Here is a 16564-nt window from a genome sequence, read left to right as displayed (position 1 = left end):
GCCGGCCAGGCACGGATCGGCCGGCGGCGTGCCGTCCAGCGCCACGACCTGTCCGCGGTCACGCCCCGGCCCGGCGGGTGCGCACGACGACGAACGGGATCACGGCGAGGGCGAGCAGGCCGCCGGTGATGGCGAGGGCGGCATAGCTGGTGGCGGTCATGACCAGGCCGCTGGCGATGCCCCCGCCGGCGCCGGCGAGCGCGATGCACAGGTCGACGTTGCCCTGGATCTTGGCGCGCCGTTCGACCGGCGCGGCGTCGGTGATCATGGCGGTGCCGGAGACGAGGCCGAGGTTCCAGCCGAGGCCCAGCAGGATCAGGGCGAGGGCGAGCAGTGGTACGGAGCCGTCAGGGGCGATGGCCGAGACGATGCCGGCGGCGAGCAGGGTGACACCGGAGGCGAGGGCAACCGGCACGCGGCCGATGCGGTCGACGAGGATGCCGGTGACCAGCGACGGCAGGTACATGGCGGCGATGTGCAGGGAGATGACCAGGCCGGTGGCGGCCAGGTCGTGGCCATGGGCCCGCATGTGGACCGGGGTCATGGTCATCACCGCGACCATGACGAGCTGGGTGAGGATCATGGTCGCGGCGCCGGCGGTCACGCCGGCGGACACCGGCCGCGCCCGCGGCGCCCCGGTGGCCGCGGCGGCCGGTGATGCGTGGGCCCGCAGGGCGCGGGAAACCTGGAGCGGGTCCGGGCGTAGCAGCAGGAACAGCATGATGCCGGCGACCGCGTAGGCGATGGTGGCCAGCGCGAACGGTCCGGCCAGGGCGGGCAGGCCGAAATGCCCGGCCATCCGGCCGGTGGTCGCGACGAGGTTGGGGCCGATGACGGCGCCGACGGAGGTGGTGACGAGCACGGAGCTGACGGCGCGACCCCGGCGGCTCGGCCCGCTGAGGTCGGCGCCGGCGTAGCGGGCCTGCAGGTTGGTGGCGGTGCCGGCGCCGTAGCCGAGCAGGGAGATCAGCAGCAGGGCGACGTTGTCGAGGGCCGCGGCGGCGACGACGCCGGCGCCGCCGAGCGCACCGGCCGCGTATCCGGCGCTCAGGCCGGCACGGCGGCCGAGGCGCTGCGACAGGCGCCCGACGGTGAGGGCGGCGACGGCGGATCCGCCGGTGTACAGGGCCGCCGGCAGGCCGGACAGTGCGCCGGCGCCGAGCATCTGCTCGGCGAGCAGGGCGCCGACGGTCACGCCGGCGGCCAGGCCGGCACCGCTGAACACCTGCGAGGCCATCACCACGCTCAACGTCCGGTGGTGCAACGCCTGCCGGGCCTCGGGGTTGTCGACGTATCCGGTGAGGGTCACGGCGTATTGTATACATCATGTATCCTAGCGGCGTGAAGCGTTCGAAACGATCGGTCCGAATCCAGCCGGCGAAGCGGCGCCGTAACCGGCGCATCGCGGTCGCGGCCGGCGCGGTCGTGGCCTTCCTCGGCGTGGTCCTGGCCGCTCACCTCACCGAAGGGCGGGGCGGCCCGGTCGCCGCCCCGTCGACCTCGGCGAGCGCGGGCGGTGCCAGAACCGGCGAGTTCGCCTTCGTGCGCCGCCGGCCGAGCGACCCGATGGCGGTCGGTGCCGTGGACGCGCCCGTGGTCCTGGTGCAGTGGACCGACATGCGCTGCCCGTTCTGCGCCGTGTTCAACCGCGAGACGCTGCCCGTGCTTCAGCGCGAGTATGTGGAAACGGGAAAGGTCCGCATCGAGGTACACGACGTCGCGTTCTTCGGGGAGCAGTCCGAAAACGGCGCCGTCGCCGCGCGAGCCGCGGCACAGCAGGGCCGGTTCTTCGAGTTCCTCAGCGCGGTGTACAAGGAGGCTCCCGAGAAGGGGCACCCCGATCTGCCGCGGGAACGCCTGATCGCGTTCGCCGAGAAGGCCGGCGTACCCGACATCCAGCGGTTCACCACGGACCTGGACGACGCCGGCTTGCGCGCCGCGGCGCGGGCCGGCAACAGCGAGGCCGAGCGGTTGGGCGTCACCACCGTCCCGTTCTTCGTCGCCGGTAACAGCACGCTGTCCGGCGCGCAGCCGACCTCGGTGTTCCGCCAGTACCTGGATGCGGCGATCGCCAAGGCCGGCTGACCGTGGACGTCGGCCTTCTCGGTGCGTTGCTCGGGGGCGTGCTGACCCTGCTCAGCCCCTGTTCGGCGATGCTGCTCCCGGCGTTCTTCTCGTACGCCTTCACCAGTGCGAGCCTGCTGATCAGCCGCACCGCGGTGTTCTACCTGGGGCTGATCACGACCCTCGTGCCGTTGGGCGTGCTCGCCGGGACGGTGGGAGCGTTCGTCAACCAGCACCGGTACGTGTTCGTCACGGTCGCGGCGGTCGTCGTGATCATGCTCGGGCTGATCATGCTGGCCAACGTTCCGATCCCGGGCCTGTCGCGCGGCGGGGCGGAGGGCACCTCGGCGGCCTCCGTCTACGCGCTCGGCACGATCTACGGCCTCGCCGGGGTCTGCGCCGGCCCGCTGCTCGGCGCGGTGCTGACCGTCGCCGCCGTCGGTGGCAACGCCCTCTACGGCGGCATCGTGCTGCTCGTCTTCGCCGCCGGCATGACCCTTCCGCTGCTGGTCCTGGCCCTGCTGTGGGGACGGCTGCCGTTCGTGCGCGGGCTGGTCCGCCCCCGGGGGATCCGCCTCGGGCGATGGAGCAACACCTGGACCGGAGTCGTCGGCGGCGCACTGACCGTGGCGATCGGGGTCCTGCTGCTGGCCACCGACGGCACCACGGCGCTGAACGGCATGCTCGGCGCCTCCGACCAGGCCGCGCTCGAGGACCGGGTACGGCGGGCCACCGACGGCGTGCCTGACCTTCTCGTGGCCGCGATCGTGATCGGCGGCGCCGTCGTGGCTTGGCTGTTCATCCGCGTCCGCGCGGCCCGCCGGTGATCGCGTCGCGGCGGGCCGGATGGATACTTGGTGGGGCGTACGTCGCCTCACCTGGAGAGAGAGTCGTTGGACGGTAGCGCAAGCGCGGCGGAACGGGCCTATCAGGCCATCCGTGACGGCATCCTCAACGGTGTCCACCCGGCGGGCACCATGCTGGGCGAGGAGGCCTTGGCCACCGAGATCGGGGTCAGCCGCACGCCGGTGCGCTCCGCGCTCAGCCGGCTGCAGGACGAGGGGTGGATCGTCATCTACCCCAAGCGTGGCGCGCTCGTGCAGGGGCTCAGCGAGCGGGCGGTGGCCGATCTCGAGGATGCCCGCCTGATGCTGGAGTCGACCGGGGCGAGCCGGGCGAGTCCCGAGGTCCGGGACGAGCTCGCCGAACGGCTGCGCAACTCGATCGCGGCGCAACGCGAGGCCTTCCGGACCCGCGATGTCCGGCGTTTCATCGAACTGACGATCGGCTTCCACCGCGCCTTCGTGGAAGCCGCGGGCAACGCCATCCTGCTCGAGCTGAACGATCGACTCGCCGACCGGCAGCGGTTCCTGCTGTTCAGTAAGGGCGACCGTCTCCTCGCCCGGTGCGATGACATCGTCGCCGAGCACGAGGAACTCGTCGAGCGCCTGCGCACCGGTGACGCTGCCGGATTCACGGACGCGCTTCGACAGCATCTGGCCGACAACTACGCCCCGCCGACCGCGACCATGGGCCGGAGCTGAGGGCGACCCGGCCTCGATCGAGCGCTATCCGTTGTACAGCTGCAGGACCAGGTTGATCGCGCGGGTTGTCAGGTTGGCCATCGCGTTGGGGAGCAGCATCATGGCCGTGCCGGCGATCGACAGTGTCAGGAAGATCTTGGCGGGGTAGCCGAAGGAGAACGGGTTCAGGGCCGGGGCCGCTCGGGTGAGCAGGCCCAGCGCGACGTCCACGGCCAGCATGATGGCGATCAAGGGCGCCGCGATCTGCAGGCCCGCCAGGAACATCTGGCCGGCGCCCGTCGTCACGATCTGGGTGAAGTGGGCCATCGACATCGTGCCGTTGAGGGGGATGGCCCGGAACGAGCTGGTGAAGCCGCGCAGGATCAGTTGGTGGGCGTCGGTGGCGTACATGATCGCCATCGTGATGAGGCCGTAGAAGCGGCCGAAGACCGCGTTGCCCTGCAGGGAGAACGGGTCCATCGCGAAGGCCAGGGTGAAGCCGCCGACCAGGTCGATGAGGTTGCCGGCGATCTGGGTCGCGGCGAAGATCAGCATCGTCAGGAAGGCCAGTGCGGCGCCGACCGCGGCCTGTTCGACCGCGTTGGCGATCAGGAAGCCGGTGGACATCTCCGGCGGGACCTGCAGGGCGAGCTTCGGTGCCAGCGGCAGGGCGATCGCGATCGACAGCAGGCCCTTGACCGTCGCCGGGGTGCCGCGGTTGTTGAACGGCGGGCACAGCGCGAGCCAGACGCCGGCGCGGATCGAGGCCAGCAGGATCGCCATGACCGTGCTGAGCGACAGGTCAAGCGCCATTGATCAGGTCGGGGATCGAGGCGTAGAGCTGCTGGGTGTACGCCACCATCTCGTGCAGCATCCAGTTGCCCGCGATGACCAGGGCGGCGCCGATCGCGGCGGCCTTCGGCACGAAGCTCAGCGTGCTCTCCTGGATCTGGGTGACGGACTGGAACAGGCTGACGGCGAAGCCGACGATCAGCGACGTGAGCAGGATCGGGGCTCCGAGCTTGGCGGCGATCGTCATCGCCTGCAGGCTGAGTTCGATGATCTTCGTGTCGGTCATGGCAGAGGTACCTCGGATCAGCTGCGGTAGCTGGCCACCAGCGCGGTGAGGATCAGCCCCCACCCGTTGACGAGCACGAACAGCAGCAGTTTGAAGGGCAGGGCGATCGTGACCGGGGGCAGCATCATCATGCCCAGGCTCATCAGGGCGGCCGAGACCACCATGTCGATCACCAGGAACGGGATGTAGATGACGAAGCCGATGAGGAACGCGGCCCGCAGTTCGGAGAGCACGAACGCGGGGATGAGCGTCGTCATCGGCACGTCGTTCTTGTTCTTCGGCGCGGGCCGGTCCGCGATCTTGGTGAAGAGGGCGATCTCGTCCTTGCGCGTCTGCTTGAGCATGAAGTCCCGCAGCGGCGCCGAGCCCTCCTTGAACGCCACGGCCTGCGTCTTCTCGCCCTTGAGGTAGGGCTGCACGCCGTCTTTGTTCACGTCGGAGAGCACCGGCGACATGATGAACAGGCTGATGAACAGCGCCAGGCCGGCGATGACCTGGTTGGGCGGGACGTTGCTCAGCCCCAGGGCGTTGCGGGTGATGCTCAGGACCACGAAGACCTTCGTGAACGAGGTCATTGTGAGTAGGAGGGCGGGCGCGACGGACAGCAGTGTCAGGGCGACCAGGATGGTGATCGACTGGCTGGGCTTGACGCCGTTGACGTCGATGTTGACGGTGCCGTCCGGGTTTCCGTCGATCACCGGCGCGCTCGGGGGAGCCGGCGGCTTGGGCGTCGGCACAGCCTCCGCCACGCCGGGGGACGCCAGCAGCGCCAGGGCGAGCATCAGCAGTACCAACGCGAAGGCCCGCCTCATCCGGCACCCTTGCGGAACAGTCTCATCGCCTGCCCGACGACCGGGTTGTCGACCGGCTGCGGCTCGGGGAACAGGGCGGCGTCCGCGTCGGCCAGCAGTGACACGCCCTGGTCGCTGACGCCGAGCACGAGCGCGCGGTCGGCGACCTTCACGACCGCGACCGACGCTCCCCGGCTGAGCTGCTGGCGTGCCACCACGGTGACGGGTCCTCCGCTGCGGCCGCCGAGCGGGCGTCGGGCGAGCCGCATCAGCGCCCACAGTATCGCGAACACTACGGACAGTGAGCACAAAACGCGCAGTACGAGTTCCATCGTTCTTCGCCCGTGCCGCCGCTACGCCCGGTCGCCCGGGCCGACGATCTCGGTGATGCGGATGCCGAAGTTCTCGTCGATGACGACCACCTCGCCGCGGGCGATGAGCCGGCCGTTGACGAGCAGGTCGGCCGGGCCGCCGGCGGCGCGGTCGAGCTCGATGACCGCCCCCGGGGCCAGCGAGAGCAGCTCGCGCACGCTCATCCGGGTCCGCCCGAGCTCGGCGGTGACCTCCATCTCGACGTCGTGCAGCAGGTCGAACGCGGGCGGCGCGCCGCGGCCGCGCTCCGCGGGGCGGCTCGGCTCCGCCTCGTCGCCGCCGGTCACCTCGGCCGCGACCGAGAGGCCGACGAGGGCCTGCACGCCGAGGGGGTTGGCGATCAGTGGTACGAGCACACCGCCGGCCCCGGCGATCTCCTCCAGCACCTGCGGCGGTTCGAGCAGCTCGCCCGGGTCGACCACGACGGGACCGAGCACGGCGGCGGCCGCCTCGAGCGCGGGGCGGACGGCCTGGCTGAGATCCAGGCTGCCCATGGGCGAGTTGGCCAGCGCCTCGACGAGGTCCCGCGTGACGATGATCGCGACCTCGCCCTGGGCCGCCCCGGCGAAGCGGGCCCGCACGGCCTGGCCGGCGATGGCGACGTCGTCGACGTTCTGCGTGGGCGCGCCGACCGACAGCGGGGAGCTGGCGGGCAGCAGCGCCACGGCGGCCTGGGCGGCCGCCTCGGCCCGGGCCAGCGAGGCCTCGTTGGTACCGATCGTCATCGGCTGGTCTCCTCAGCGCGGTTCTTCATGCCGAGTTGTCCGGCGGGGGCGGGCCGGTGGGTGGGGCCTTGGCCCGGCTGGGGGCTCGGCACCACCAGGCAGGCCATGCGGTTGCCCTGTGCGCCGGGCACGGCGTAGGCGAACGTGATGTCCGCGGTGACGACGGCCAGCGGCGTCGAGGTCGAGTGGGCCAGCGGGACCACGTCGCCCGGCTGCAGCCCGATCAGGTCGGCCGGGTGCATGCGGACCGGCTGGAAGCGCACGGAGACCTCGATCGGGGCGCTCTCCAGGCCGGCGACGACATTGCGGTACGCGGCCTCGCGCGCCGCCCGCTGCGCCTCGGTCAGCACTCCCTCGCCCCGCTCGCCCTGCAGCTTCGCGAAGATCGACCCGAAGGGCAGGCAGATCGTGGCCATGCACTCCTCGGCACCCACCTTCATCTCGAACGACGACACGATCATCGGGTCCGAGGCGGCCCCGGCCTGGGCGAACTGGGGGTTGTACTCGATCGTCGTCATCTGCGGCCGCAGCGCCACGATGCCCTCGAACGCGTAACGCAGCTCGCCGAGCGTGCGCTCGATGAGGCTGTGCAGCAGTGGCGTCTCGATGTCGCTCAGGGCGCGCTGCGGCTGGGGGCCGCCGGGGCCGCCCAGCATGTGGTCGATGCAGGCCATGGCGGTGCTCAGGGAGAACTCCAGGATGGCGGTACCGGGCAGGGGGTCGAGGGTGAACATCGCGACGATCGTCGGGCTCGACAGGCCGCTGATGTACTCGTCGTAGGTGAGCTGTTCGATGGAGACCAGGCTGATCGACGACACCGCGCGCAGGCTCGAGGTCAGCAGCGTGGAGTACTGGCGGGCAAAGGTCTCGTAGGCGATCTGGAGCGTGCGGACGTGTTCGCGGGACAGCTTGGTCGGGCGACGGAAGTCATACGGTTCGGGACCGGAGCTCTTGTTGCCGCGCCGGTGCATCTTGCCCGGCGTGCGGCCGCTGCCGGTCGCGGACGTTGACTGCGTCACTCTCTTACCATCGGTCTTTTCGGGTGCAGGTTGACGTAAAACGGCCGAAACGGACCCGAAGGTTTCCTCACAAACCCCTCAGGCCCGCCCGGCGTCGGTGTCCCTTACTGAATCACAAAGGTGGTGAAGTAGATGTCCATTACCTCTTTCTTCTTGTCGACCGTGTACGCCGTGACGACCTTCGCGACCAGGTCCTGCTTGGCCTTCTCGCGCCCGTCGGTGCTCAGCAGCGTGTCCGGGCTCTGGTTGCTGAACAGCTCGATGGCGATGTCGAGGGCCTTGCTGCCGTCCGGGGGCTCGGCGGCCTCGGTGGTGGCCTGGAGGGTCATCTTGAGTTTCAGGTAGTGTCCGTCGGCGAGGTTGATCGTGATGGCGTCCAGTACCGAGACGACGCCTGGTGTGGGTTTGGGTTCGGCGGTGGCTTTCTTGGGTGCGAAGATCATGTAGCCGCCGGCGCCGCCGCCGATCAGGGCGATCAGGGCGATCGCGATGATCATGATGAGCTTCTTCTTGCCGCCTTTGGTGGGGGTCGGTTCGGTGGTCTTGTCGTCCTTGGCCATGGCGGTCTCCTCAGGTTCAGTTCGTGGAGGCCGAGGGCAGCAGTGCCCGGGTGTCGGCCGGTAGGCTGGACAGGACGATGACCTCGACGCGGCGGTTGAGGGTTTGGGCGCGTGGGTCGGTGGTGGGGTAGAGGGGTTTGGTGTCGGCGTAGCCGGTGGCTTGCATGCGGGTGTCGGTGATGCCGGCGTTGGTGTGCAGCATGCGTACGACGGCGGCGGCGCGGGCGGAGGACAGTTCCCAGCCGGTGGGGTAGTTGCCGGTGCCGCCGGTGAGCTGGTTGGTGTGGCCGTCGACTTCGATGCTGTTGGGTAGGGGGGCGATGGCGGGGCCGATGGCGTCGATGATGGTTCTGCCGGCGGGCAGGAGGGCGGCTTCGTTGCCGTTGAAGACGATGCCGGTGGTGACGATGGTGACGACGAGGCCGCGTTCGTCGATGGAGTATTGGACCTGGTCCTGGAGGCCCTGTTTGGTGAGGGCGTTGGTGATCTGGGTTTTGATCTGGTCGAAGTTGTTGACTTCGGCCTGGGCGGCGGCTTGGCGTTTGGAGGCTTGGGCGCGTTCTTTGGCTTGGACGGCGTCCTGGACGGCGGTGGCGTCGGAGGTGGTGCCGCCGATGCCGGAGGCGAGGTCCATGGGGCTGTTGGAGTCGGAGGATTCCAGGAGGTTGGTTTCGCCGCCGTTGAAGGCGACGGAGGGGGCGCCGAAGCCGACGGCGAGGCCGTTCTTGAGTTCGGCGAATTTTTTCTGGTCGACCTGGGAGATCGCGAACAGCACGATGAACAGGACCATGAGCAGGGTCATCATGTCGGCGTAGGAGACCAGCCACCGCTCGTGGTTCTCGTGGTGCTCTTCCTCGTGGCCGCCTTTCTTGTGCTTGGCGTGCGCGCCGGCCTTCGCCGCGTGTCCACCACCACTCATGCGGCGGCCCCCTTCAGGTCGTTGTAACGCCGTCGGGGGTTAGATCGGGCCAACCGCCCGACACGTGAGTGCCGGACGGTTGCCGAAGCGGTGTGGCGCGGTTACGCGGCCTTCTCCTTCTCCTTGGAGGCGCCGGGCGGCAGGAGACTCCGCAGCTTCTGCGCGACGAGGCGCGGGTTGGCGCCCGCCTGGATGTTGATGATGCCGGCGATGACCAACTCCATCTGCCCGCACTCGATCTCGGACAGGCGTTTCATCTTGGCGCCCATCGGCAGCCAGATCACGTTGGCGGACAGCACGCCCCACAGCGTGGCCACGAACGCGCCCGCGATCAGATGGCCCAGCTTCTCCGGCTGGCTGAGGTTCTCCAGCACGTGGATCAGGCCGATGACGGTACCGATGATGCCGATCGTCGGCGCGTAACCGCCCATGGCCGTGAAGATCGCCGCGGCCTGTTTGTCCGCCTTCTTCTTGGCCTCGACCTCGGCCTCGAGGATCGCGGCGAGCTCCTCGGAGTCGGTGCCGTCGATCGCGAGCTGCAGGCCCTTCTTCAGGAAGGGGTCCTGCACCTCCTTCATCGCGTCCTCGAGGGCCAGCAGCCCCTCGCGGCGGGCCTTCTCGGCGAGCTTGACGATGTCGTCGACGAGGGTGTCGTACACCGCCGACTTGCTCAGCAGCACCCGCTTCAAGGAGTCGATCAGCCCGATCGTGTCCTTGAGCATGCCGCCCGCCATGGCCGCGCCGAGGGTGCCGACGAACACCAGCACCAGCGGTGGTACCAGGAAAATCGAGCCGGGGCTGCCGCCCTCCAGGATCATCGCCGCGAAGACCGCGACGAAGGCGAGGACGATGCCGACGATGGTTGCCGGATCCATGGTACCTAGCGCTCCCGACGGTGCAGACGGACGACATTGGTCTCTTTGATCCGTTCGGCGGCGTCCTCGGCCCGCTCGTCCGGCGTCTGTCCGACCAGGTTCTGTGCCTCGACGACGACCGAGGCACGGTACTGCCGCACGAGCGCGACCAGCTCCGGCAGCGACTCGGCGACGAGGTACTTGGTGCCGTCGACGAGGGTGATGACGGTGTCCGGGGTGCAGTCGGCCCGCTCGACGAGGTCGGGGTTGAGCGCGAAAACCGGACCGTTGAGGCGGGTCAGAAGAATCACGGCGCCCTCCTAGGACTTACCGCTTGAGGTTCACCAGCTCCTGCAGCACGTCGTCCGAGGTGCTGATGACCTTCGAGTTCGCCTGGAAGCCGCGCTGCGCGACGATCAGGTTGGTGAACTCCTGGGCCAGGTCGACGTTGGACATCTCGACCGCGCCGCTCTGCAGGGTGCCGAGCCCGCCGGTGCCGGGAGCGCCGATCTGCGCCAGGCCCGAGTTGACGGTGAAGCGGTACAGCGAGTCGCCGGTCTTCTCCAGACCGGGCGGGTTGTTGAAGTTCGCGAGCGCGAGCTGCGCCACGGTCTGCTTGTTGCCGTTGGAGAACACGCCGACCAGCTGACCGTCCGGGTTGATGCTGAACGACTGCAGCGTCGCGGCCGGCGCGCCGTCCTGGCTGAGCGGCTGGACCGTGGTGTTTCCGGTGTACTCCGTGAGGCCCGCCAGGTCGATGCCGATACCCGTGCCGGTGCTCAGCGGGTCGTACAAGACGCCGACCTTGGTGGCGCCCTTGCTGTCCGTGAACGTCGGGCCGGTGATCTGCCCGTTGGAGCCGAACGTGAGCGCCGTGGGGCCCGAGCTGTTCGTGCCGTCGGAGACCGTGACCGACCAGGTGCCACCCGTGTACGAGAACGTCTCCGCCAGGTTCACGGTCGCGCCCGTGACGTCGTACGTCTTGATCGACCGCGTGATCGTCGAGGGATCGGGCGCGTTCGCCGGCAGGTTACCCGCGATGACCACATTGGTCGTCGCCGTCGGGGCGATCAGGGTGCCCATCGGCAGCCGGATGTCGCCCACCTGGGCGTTGCTGTTGACCACGCCGTTGACCGCGGGCCAGCCCTGCACGGCCGCGCCCGTCGGGGTGACCAGCTTGCCCTCGGCGTCGAAGTTGAACGCGCCCGCCCGGGTGTACAGCTGCTCGTTCACCGAGTTCACGACGAAGAAGCCGTCGCCGGAGATCATCACGTCCGTGGGCCGGCCGGTCGTCTGGGCCGAGCCCTGCACGAAGCTCGTGTTGATCGCGGCCAGGCGCACGCCCAGGCCGACCTGGGCCGGGTTGGTGCCGCCGAGCTCCGGCTGGGGCGCGCCGGCGGAGCGCATCATCTGGCTCAGCGTGTCGGCGAAGACCGTCTGCGCGGCCTTGTACCCCACGGTGTTCACGTTGGCGATGTTGTTGCTGGTGACGTCCATCATCTGCTGGTGCGCGCGCAGGCCGCTGATGCCGGAGAAGAGTGAGCGAAGCATGTGGGGTGGTTTCCTTTCAGGACGCCATGGCGGCGGGCTTGCTCGTCGCGCTCGTCGCGGTCTGCGGGTTCTCTACCGGCGGCAAGCCGGTTTGCACTCCCGGCTGTGTCGCAGGCCCTGGTTGCGGCGTTGGCTGCACGCCGGTCTGCGCTGCGGGCTGGTTCTGCATGCCGGCTTGCGCTGCGGGCTGGCCCTGTTGCTGGTTCTGCTGCTGGGCCCCGCCGGTCTGCGGCGGTGCGGCGACCTGCCCGTTCTGCGCGGGCGCGGTGGCCTGCGCGGCCGTGCCGCCGGCGGAGATCTCCTTGATGTCGGTGAGGGCGATGTCCGCGTTCCCGACGTGCAGCGAGGGTGTGGTACCCACGAACTTGGCCGACGTCACCACACCGGTCTGCGACTTCCCGTCCTTGTCGGTGTAGGTCACCGTTCGGCCGATGAGGTTGCTGGCCCCGAGCTGCAGCTGGGCGTTGAGCAGACTCTGCTCGACGGTCGCGAGATCGGTCAGCTTCTCGACGGTGGTGAACTGCGCCGTCTGCGCCAGGAACTCGGTGTTGTTCATGGGGTTGCTGGGGTCCTGGTACTTGAGCTGCGTGACGAGCAGCTTGAGAAACGCATCCTTGCCCAGCTCGCCACCCGGCTTGGCGGGCGCGTCCGAATCCTGCTTCTTGGTCGGTGCGCTCGTCTTCGGCACGTAGTCGGCGACGTTCCCACTGACCGGCGTCGGGGCGGTGATGGCAGCACTCCCTTGTTCGGTCCGGTTTCGGTTCTGTTCTGTCCGCTGGATCCGCTCGGCTTCCGAGTACATCCGTTCAGTTCTGGTCCTGAGCCGCTCTTGCTGTCCGCTCAGAGCCGTACGTCGAGCAGCCCGTCACCGGTCGCTGCCTCGGCCGAACCGGACGGTTCAACCGCGACGACCGTTTCGACGCGTTCCGGCGCTCGTCGTTGAGATCGTCCCTGCGGCTCCCAACCTGAGAAATGTTGCGAACCGTTGCCCGCGAGGGAGGACTGCTGGTTCAGTTCGAGTGCACACTGCGCGAACCCGGCATCGGTGAGGTCCTGCCGCAGCTCCGGCAGCGCGGCCAGCAGTGCGGCCTGCCCCGACTCCTGGTCGGCGTGCAGCCGTACGGAGATCGCCCCGTCGCGCACCTCGGCCACGATGCTGACCGGCCCGAGCTCGTCGGGGCGCAGGCGCAGCGTCATCCGATGCACGCCGTCGGGCCCCTTGCGCAACGGCGACAAGACGCTCACCAGCTGCGGCACCACACTCGGCCAGCCCGGCTGCCCGCCGAACGAACCATTCTGCAAGGCCCCACCGGCAATCCCCGCCGCGCCGCCGCTGCCGCCCACGCCGAACACGTTTGTCCCGATTGCGTTCGTCGAGCCGCCCCGGTCCACGCCGGCGCCCCCGACCCCGCTCGCGCCGAGCCCACCGGCCCCGGCGGCCGAGACCCCGTTCACGCCGAGCCCACCCGCCGCGACAACGGCCGCGAACGCGTTCGGTCCGAGGGCGTCCGCGCCGTTGAGTACGAACGCGTTCCCGGCGCCAAGCGCACCGCTTCCGCTCCCGCTCCCGTCAGCGCCGGCTCCCTGACTGCCGGAGCCGCCCGAACCGAGCCCGCCGAATCCGGCGCCCGGCCCCGGACCGTTCAGATCACCGCCGCCCAGGCCGATGCCCTGCGGCCCCATGTCCCCGAGCCAGGATCCGCTCGGGTCACGACGGTCGGAGCCGGCGTCGTTCGAGCCCGCGCCGTCAGCCCCGGTTCCGCCCGGAGCGACGGCCGATCCCAGCCCGTTGAGACCCGCACCGTCCGAGCCCCACCCGTAGGCGCTCGCACCGTCGGGGCTCAACCCGTTGGGGCCGGCGTCGTTCGACCCCAGCCCGCTGGCACCGGCCACGTTCGAGCCGGACCCGTTGGGACCTGCCCCGTTCGAGCCCGACCCGCTAGCACCTGCGATGCTCGAGCCAGACCCGTTGGTGCCGTCGTCGTTCGAGCCGGACCCGCTGGCGCCTGTCCCGTTCGAGCCGGACCCGCTAGCGGCTGCCATGTTCAGGCCCGAGCCGTTGGCACGTGTCCCGTTCGAGCCCGACCTGCTGACACCTGCTCCGTTCAGGCCCGATCCGTCAATGCTCGAGCCGGACCCGCCAGCGGCTGCCCTGTTCGAGCCGGACCCGTTGGCACCTGCCATGTTCAGGCCCGAGCCGTTGGCATCTACTCCATTCAGGCCCGATCCGTCAATGCCCGTGCGGTTCAGGCCTGACCCGTTGGCACCTGCTCCATTCAGGCCCGATCCGTCAATGCCCGTGCTGTTCAAGCCCGACGCGTTGGCGCCCACGACGTCTGAGCCCCATCCGCCGACCCCCATACCGGTAGAGCCCGACCCGTTCGAGCCCACACCGTTCAAGCCCGGTCCGTTCGCGTTCGCGGCCGTGCCGATCGAGGCTGGCCCGTTCGCGCTCGTGCCGTTGATGCCTGTGCCGATTGAGGCTGGCCCGTTCCCACTCGTGCCGTTCATGCCCGCGCCCATTGAGTCCGGCCCGTTTGCGTTCGCGCCGGCTGAGGCCGGCCCGGTCGTGCCCGCGTCGGCTGAGCCTGGGCCGTTTGTGGTCGAGCCCGGGCCGTTCGTGCCGGCAGTGTTCAAGCTCGGCCCGTTCGCGCTCGTGGCGTTCGGTCCCAGGCCGTTGGGATTGGCTGTACCTGCGCCGATGCCATTGGAGCCTGCGGCGTTCAGGCCCAAGCCGTTGGAACTGGCCGCACCGGGGGCGAGGCCACTGGGGTTTGTGAGGGCCGGGCTCAGACCGTTCGGGTCCGGATGGGCTGAGTTCGGGCCAACCGGGTTCGAGATATTGGTCGCCGGTAGGCCGCGTTGGCCGGGCCGGAGCGGGGCGTGGTTCAGGGTGTTCCACTCGCCGGTCGAAATCGACGCCGTGAAGCCTCGAATCGTGATGCCTCCGGCCGAGGCGAGCGGTCCGGAGCCGGTTGACGCGCCGTTGTGGCCATCGGGACCGGCTGCCTGTCCGCCCGTGCTGCGGGCGGCGGCGATCTGGGCGGCGAGCATGGCGTCCGTCGTGGCGGAGCCGGTGTTGAAGGCGCTGGGCACGGAGTTCTGCGGGACGGTGCTGGACGCCGTGTTCGGGGCGGAGGTGCCAGCTGCGCCGCCCTGTGCGTTCGTTCCGGGAATGCCGTTGGCGGAACCGGGCGCGCCAGGCGTGGTTCCGATCGCTCCGGCGGCAGATACCGTCGCGCTGTTGGCGGCTGCGGCCGTGCTGGCGGCAAGACTGGTTGTGCCGTTCGCGTTCCCGGCCGTGTTCGCCGCCAGTCCGGTTGGGCTGTTGACGGTTCCCGTCGTGCTGGCGGCAAGTCCGGTTGTGCCGTTTGCGTTCCCGGCCGTGTTCGCCGCCAGTCCGGTTGCGCTGTTGGCGGATCCTGCCGTGCTGGCAGCTAGCCCGGTTGCGCTGTTGGTGGCTCCGGCTGGGCTGTTTGTCAGGTCGGTCGCGGCGTACGCGATCATCGTTGCGCCGTTGGGGAGCCCGGTGGCGTTGATTGCGCTTCCGGCCGCGCTGTTTGCAGGCCCGGTTGGGCCATTTGCGAGGCCAGTTGCGCCAAGCCCGGGAACCGTTGCACCAAGCCCGGGAACTGCTATGCGGGCGGCGATTCCGGTTGCGGTGTTGGCGATGCCAGGAGTGCTAGCTGGGATTGTGGCTGCGGTGTTCGAGGTGCCGGGCGGGCTTCCGGCGAGGCCGGTTGCGCTGTTCGTGGTGCCCGTGGCGTTGGCTGAACGGCTGGTTGCGCCGTTGGCGAGATCGTTGCCGTCCGGGTTTACGGCGGTGTCCGGTCGTGGCAGGGTGCCGGGCGTGGTGCCCGTGGCCGCGGCGGGCCGGCCGGCCGGATCGGCACCTGCGGAACCTCCGGGATTTGCAGGGGCCGGGGTCCCTGCGGCAACTTGGGCGCCTGCGGCATCCGCCGCACTGGCGACGGCATCGGTTGCGGGGCCGGGGGCGACAGCGGCGGAGGACTGGGCGGCGGTGGCGGACGCGGTGAGCTGCGGGTCAGTAGTGGAGACGGTGATTTGTCGGGTGGCCACGCGTACGGTTCCGTCGGCGCTGATCCATTCGGTGCTCTGGATGAGCGACGTGCCGGAGGGTAGGTTGCGTGGCTCCAGGCCAGTCACGGCCTCGGAACCCAGGGCGGCGGCTGTCCGGAGTGTGCGTTCGGTGGTGTCGTTCGCGGCACTGTCGACGATGGCGGGCGGTGAGGTGGGTTTGCCGGCGGGGGAGGAGGCCGCCGAGAGCGCGGTGGTCGGTGGAAGGCCGGGCCGGGCCGTCGTGGTGTCCGGGCGTTGGCTGGCTGCGGTCGGGGGCGCCATGCTTGCGGAAAGGGCCTGCTCGATGGCCAGGGCACGGGCGGTGGCGGTCTGCGTGTCGCGGGCCGCGGATTCATGGGCGGTCCGAATCCGGGCGGCATCGCGTTCGGCCTGGTTGTGGGCGTTGGTGTCGCGCACGGCCTGGCTGCGGGTCACGGCGTCGCGTGCGGCCTGATCTCGGGCGGCGTCGCGAGCGGCTTGGTCGCGGGCCATGGCGTCGCGTGCGGCCTGATCTCGGGCGGCGTCACGGGCGGCCTGGTCGCGGGCCTGCGCGTCTCGGGTCCGGGCGTCGCGGATGGCGAGGTCCCGGGCGTCGCGGGTCGCCGCCTCGCGGGCGGAGCGGTCGCGGGCCAGGGCATCGCGGGTGGCCTGGTCGCGGGTCAGCGCGTCCTGCTCGGCCCGGTCGCGGGCGTCGCGGAGGGCCTGGTCGCGCTCGCGGATCGCCTGGTCCCGGGGGGCTGCGGTGAACATGGACGTGTCGCGGGGCTGGTTGCCGCGGGACGCGGTGGCGTTGCGCAGTGCCTCGGTCAACGGGGACGTGTCGCGGGCCAGGGAGTACGGCTCGGGGGTAGCCTTTGCCAGGCGTTCGCGCAGCTCGTCGGCGGTGAACCGGGGGCGGGCCAGCAGGGCCTCGGCGTGATCCGGGGCGTCGTTCACCGCGGCGGCCAGCGTCCGGGCGAACGAATCGTCCACAGTGGAGAGTGGTGCCGCCGCTGCCGAAGCGGGAGTCGTGGAAGTCTTGGCGGTGG

The 16564-nt window shown here is 70.1% G+C and carries 17 protein-coding genes; 3 read left to right on the top strand and 14 right to left on the bottom strand.

The features are described 5' to 3' along the window. Positions 1–58: 58 nt before the first annotated feature. Positions 59–1309, bottom strand: a complete 1251-nt coding sequence (locus ACQPY0_RS51465) for an MFS transporter (protein ID WP_432978770.1) — start codon at positions 1307–1309, stop codon at positions 59–61. A gap of 32 nt (positions 1310–1341) precedes the next feature. Here ACQPY0_RS51465 and ACQPY0_RS51460 point away from each other — a divergent pair, with 32 nt between their 5' ends. From ACQPY0_RS51460 to ACQPY0_RS51450, 3 genes are all read left to right on the top strand, one after another. Further along, positions 1342–2085, top strand: coding sequence for a DsbA family protein (locus ACQPY0_RS51460; protein WP_432978767.1), 744 nt, complete (start codon positions 1342–1344; stop codon positions 2083–2085). Between the two features lie 2 nt (positions 2086–2087). After that, positions 2088–2891 (top strand): cytochrome c biogenesis CcdA family protein, encoded by an 804-nt coding sequence (locus ACQPY0_RS51455; RefSeq protein ID WP_432978764.1) that lies wholly within the window; start codon positions 2088–2090, stop codon positions 2889–2891. A 66-nt stretch (positions 2892–2957) separates the two neighbouring features. After that, on the top strand, positions 2958–3608 hold the full coding sequence (locus ACQPY0_RS51450; RefSeq protein ID WP_432978761.1) for a GntR family transcriptional regulator: 651 nt from the start codon (positions 2958–2960) through the stop codon (positions 3606–3608). Positions 3609–3632: 24 nt separating this feature from the next. On the opposite strand, the gene ACQPY0_RS51445 is transcribed toward ACQPY0_RS51450, so the two are convergent. The 13 genes from ACQPY0_RS51445 to ACQPY0_RS51385 all read right to left on the bottom strand — a co-directional run bounded on the left by ACQPY0_RS51445 (position 3633) and on the right by ACQPY0_RS51385 (position 16508). Beyond that, on the bottom strand, positions 3633–4400 hold the full coding sequence (locus ACQPY0_RS51445) for a flagellar biosynthetic protein FliR (RefSeq protein ID WP_432978758.1): 768 nt from the start codon (positions 4398–4400) through the stop codon (positions 3633–3635). Continuing rightward, entirely contained in the window at positions 4390–4665 is a 276-nt protein-coding gene (locus tag ACQPY0_RS51440) for a flagellar biosynthetic protein FliQ (protein WP_432978755.1), read from the bottom strand. Before ACQPY0_RS51440 ends, ACQPY0_RS51445 begins: the two co-directional genes overlap by 11 nt. Positions 4666–4682: 17 nt before the next feature. Then, positions 4683–5477, bottom strand: coding sequence for a flagellar type III secretion system pore protein FliP (fliP, locus tag ACQPY0_RS51435; RefSeq protein WP_432978752.1), 795 nt, complete (start codon positions 5475–5477; stop codon positions 4683–4685). Next, positions 5474–5725, bottom strand: coding sequence for a flagellar biosynthetic protein FliO (locus ACQPY0_RS51430; RefSeq protein ID WP_432978749.1), 252 nt, complete (start codon positions 5723–5725; stop codon positions 5474–5476). The genes fliP and ACQPY0_RS51430 overlap by 4 nt, the downstream gene beginning before the upstream one ends. 84 nt (positions 5726–5809) lie before the next feature. After that, entirely contained in the window at positions 5810–6553 is a 744-nt protein-coding gene (fliN, locus tag ACQPY0_RS51425) for a flagellar motor switch protein FliN (RefSeq protein ID WP_432978746.1), read from the bottom strand. After that, positions 6550–7572, bottom strand: a complete 1023-nt coding sequence (locus ACQPY0_RS51420; RefSeq protein WP_432978743.1) for a flagellar motor switch protein FliM — start codon at positions 7570–7572, stop codon at positions 6550–6552. The genes fliN and ACQPY0_RS51420 overlap by 4 nt, the downstream gene beginning before the upstream one ends. 104 nt (positions 7573–7676) lie before the next feature. Then, complete coding sequence (locus ACQPY0_RS51415) at positions 7677–8132, bottom strand: flagellar basal body-associated FliL family protein (protein WP_432978741.1); 456 nt, start codon at positions 8130–8132, stop codon at positions 7677–7679. A 16-nt stretch (positions 8133–8148) separates the two neighbouring features. Continuing rightward, the gene (locus ACQPY0_RS51410) at positions 8149–9051 is read right to left on the bottom strand and encodes an OmpA/MotB family protein (RefSeq protein WP_432968307.1); all 903 of its coding nucleotides are present in this window, start codon (positions 9049–9051) and stop codon (positions 8149–8151) included. Between the two features lie 101 nt (positions 9052–9152). Beyond that, positions 9153–9926, bottom strand: coding sequence for a flagellar motor protein (locus ACQPY0_RS51405; RefSeq protein WP_432978738.1), 774 nt, complete (start codon positions 9924–9926; stop codon positions 9153–9155). 5 nt (positions 9927–9931) lie between these two features. After that, positions 9932–10216, bottom strand: coding sequence for a flagellar FlbD family protein (locus ACQPY0_RS51400; RefSeq protein WP_432978735.1), 285 nt, complete (start codon positions 10214–10216; stop codon positions 9932–9934). Positions 10217–10232: 16 nt separating this feature from the next. Continuing rightward, complete coding sequence (locus ACQPY0_RS51395) at positions 10233–11456, bottom strand: flagellar hook protein FlgE (RefSeq protein WP_432978732.1); 1224 nt, start codon at positions 11454–11456, stop codon at positions 10233–10235. 16 nt (positions 11457–11472) lie between these two features. Then, positions 11473–12258 (bottom strand): flagellar hook capping FlgD N-terminal domain-containing protein, encoded by a 786-nt coding sequence (locus tag ACQPY0_RS51390; RefSeq protein WP_432978729.1) that lies wholly within the window; start codon positions 12256–12258, stop codon positions 11473–11475. Between the two features lie 38 nt (positions 12259–12296). After that, positions 12297–16508: a flagellar hook-length control protein FliK gene (locus ACQPY0_RS51385; RefSeq protein WP_432978726.1), complete on the bottom strand. Its 4212-nt coding sequence runs from the start codon at positions 16506–16508 to the stop codon at positions 12297–12299. Positions 16509–16564 lie beyond the last annotated feature (56 nt).

The sequence above is a fragment of the Dactylosporangium sp. CA-233914 genome, assembly GCF_050942935.1.
In the GTDB taxonomy this organism is placed as follows: Bacteria; Actinomycetota; Actinomycetes; order Mycobacteriales; family Micromonosporaceae; genus Dactylosporangium.
The sequence above is the reverse complement of the archived record's forward strand: the minus strand, read 5'-3'. Positions and strand labels throughout refer to the sequence as shown.

Excerpts from the sequence above, each read along its gene's own strand:
- ACQPY0_RS51405 (WP_432978738.1), bottom strand. The coding sequence starts at position 9,926 with ATGGATCCGGCAACCATCGTCGGCATCGTCCTCGCCTTCGTCGCGGTC.
- ACQPY0_RS51415 (WP_432978741.1), bottom strand. The coding sequence starts at position 8,132 with ATGGCCAAGGACGACAAGACCACCGAACCGACCCCCACCAAAGGCGGC.
- ACQPY0_RS51430 (WP_432978749.1), bottom strand. The coding sequence starts at position 5,725 with ATGCGGCTCGCCCGACGCCCGCTCGGCGGCCGCAGCGGAGGACCCGTC.
- ACQPY0_RS51395 (WP_432978732.1), bottom strand. The coding sequence starts at position 11,456 with ATGCTTCGCTCACTCTTCTCCGGCATCAGCGGCCTGCGCGCGCACCAG.
- fliP (WP_432978752.1), bottom strand. The coding sequence starts at position 5,477 with ATGAGGCGGGCCTTCGCGTTGGTACTGCTGATGCTCGCCCTGGCGCTG.
- ACQPY0_RS51410 (WP_432968307.1), bottom strand. The coding sequence starts at position 9,051 with ATGAGTGGTGGTGGACACGCGGCGAAGGCCGGCGCGCACGCCAAGCAC.
- ACQPY0_RS51445 (WP_432978758.1), bottom strand. The coding sequence starts at position 4,400 with ATGGCGCTTGACCTGTCGCTCAGCACGGTCATGGCGATCCTGCTGGCC.
- ACQPY0_RS51390 (WP_432978729.1), bottom strand. The coding sequence starts at position 12,258 with ATGTACTCGGAAGCCGAGCGGATCCAGCGGACAGAACAGAACCGAAAC.
- fliN (WP_432978746.1), bottom strand. The coding sequence starts at position 6,553 with ATGACGATCGGTACCAACGAGGCCTCGCTGGCCCGGGCCGAGGCGGCC.
- ACQPY0_RS51440 (WP_432978755.1), bottom strand. The coding sequence starts at position 4,665 with ATGACCGACACGAAGATCATCGAACTCAGCCTGCAGGCGATGACGATC.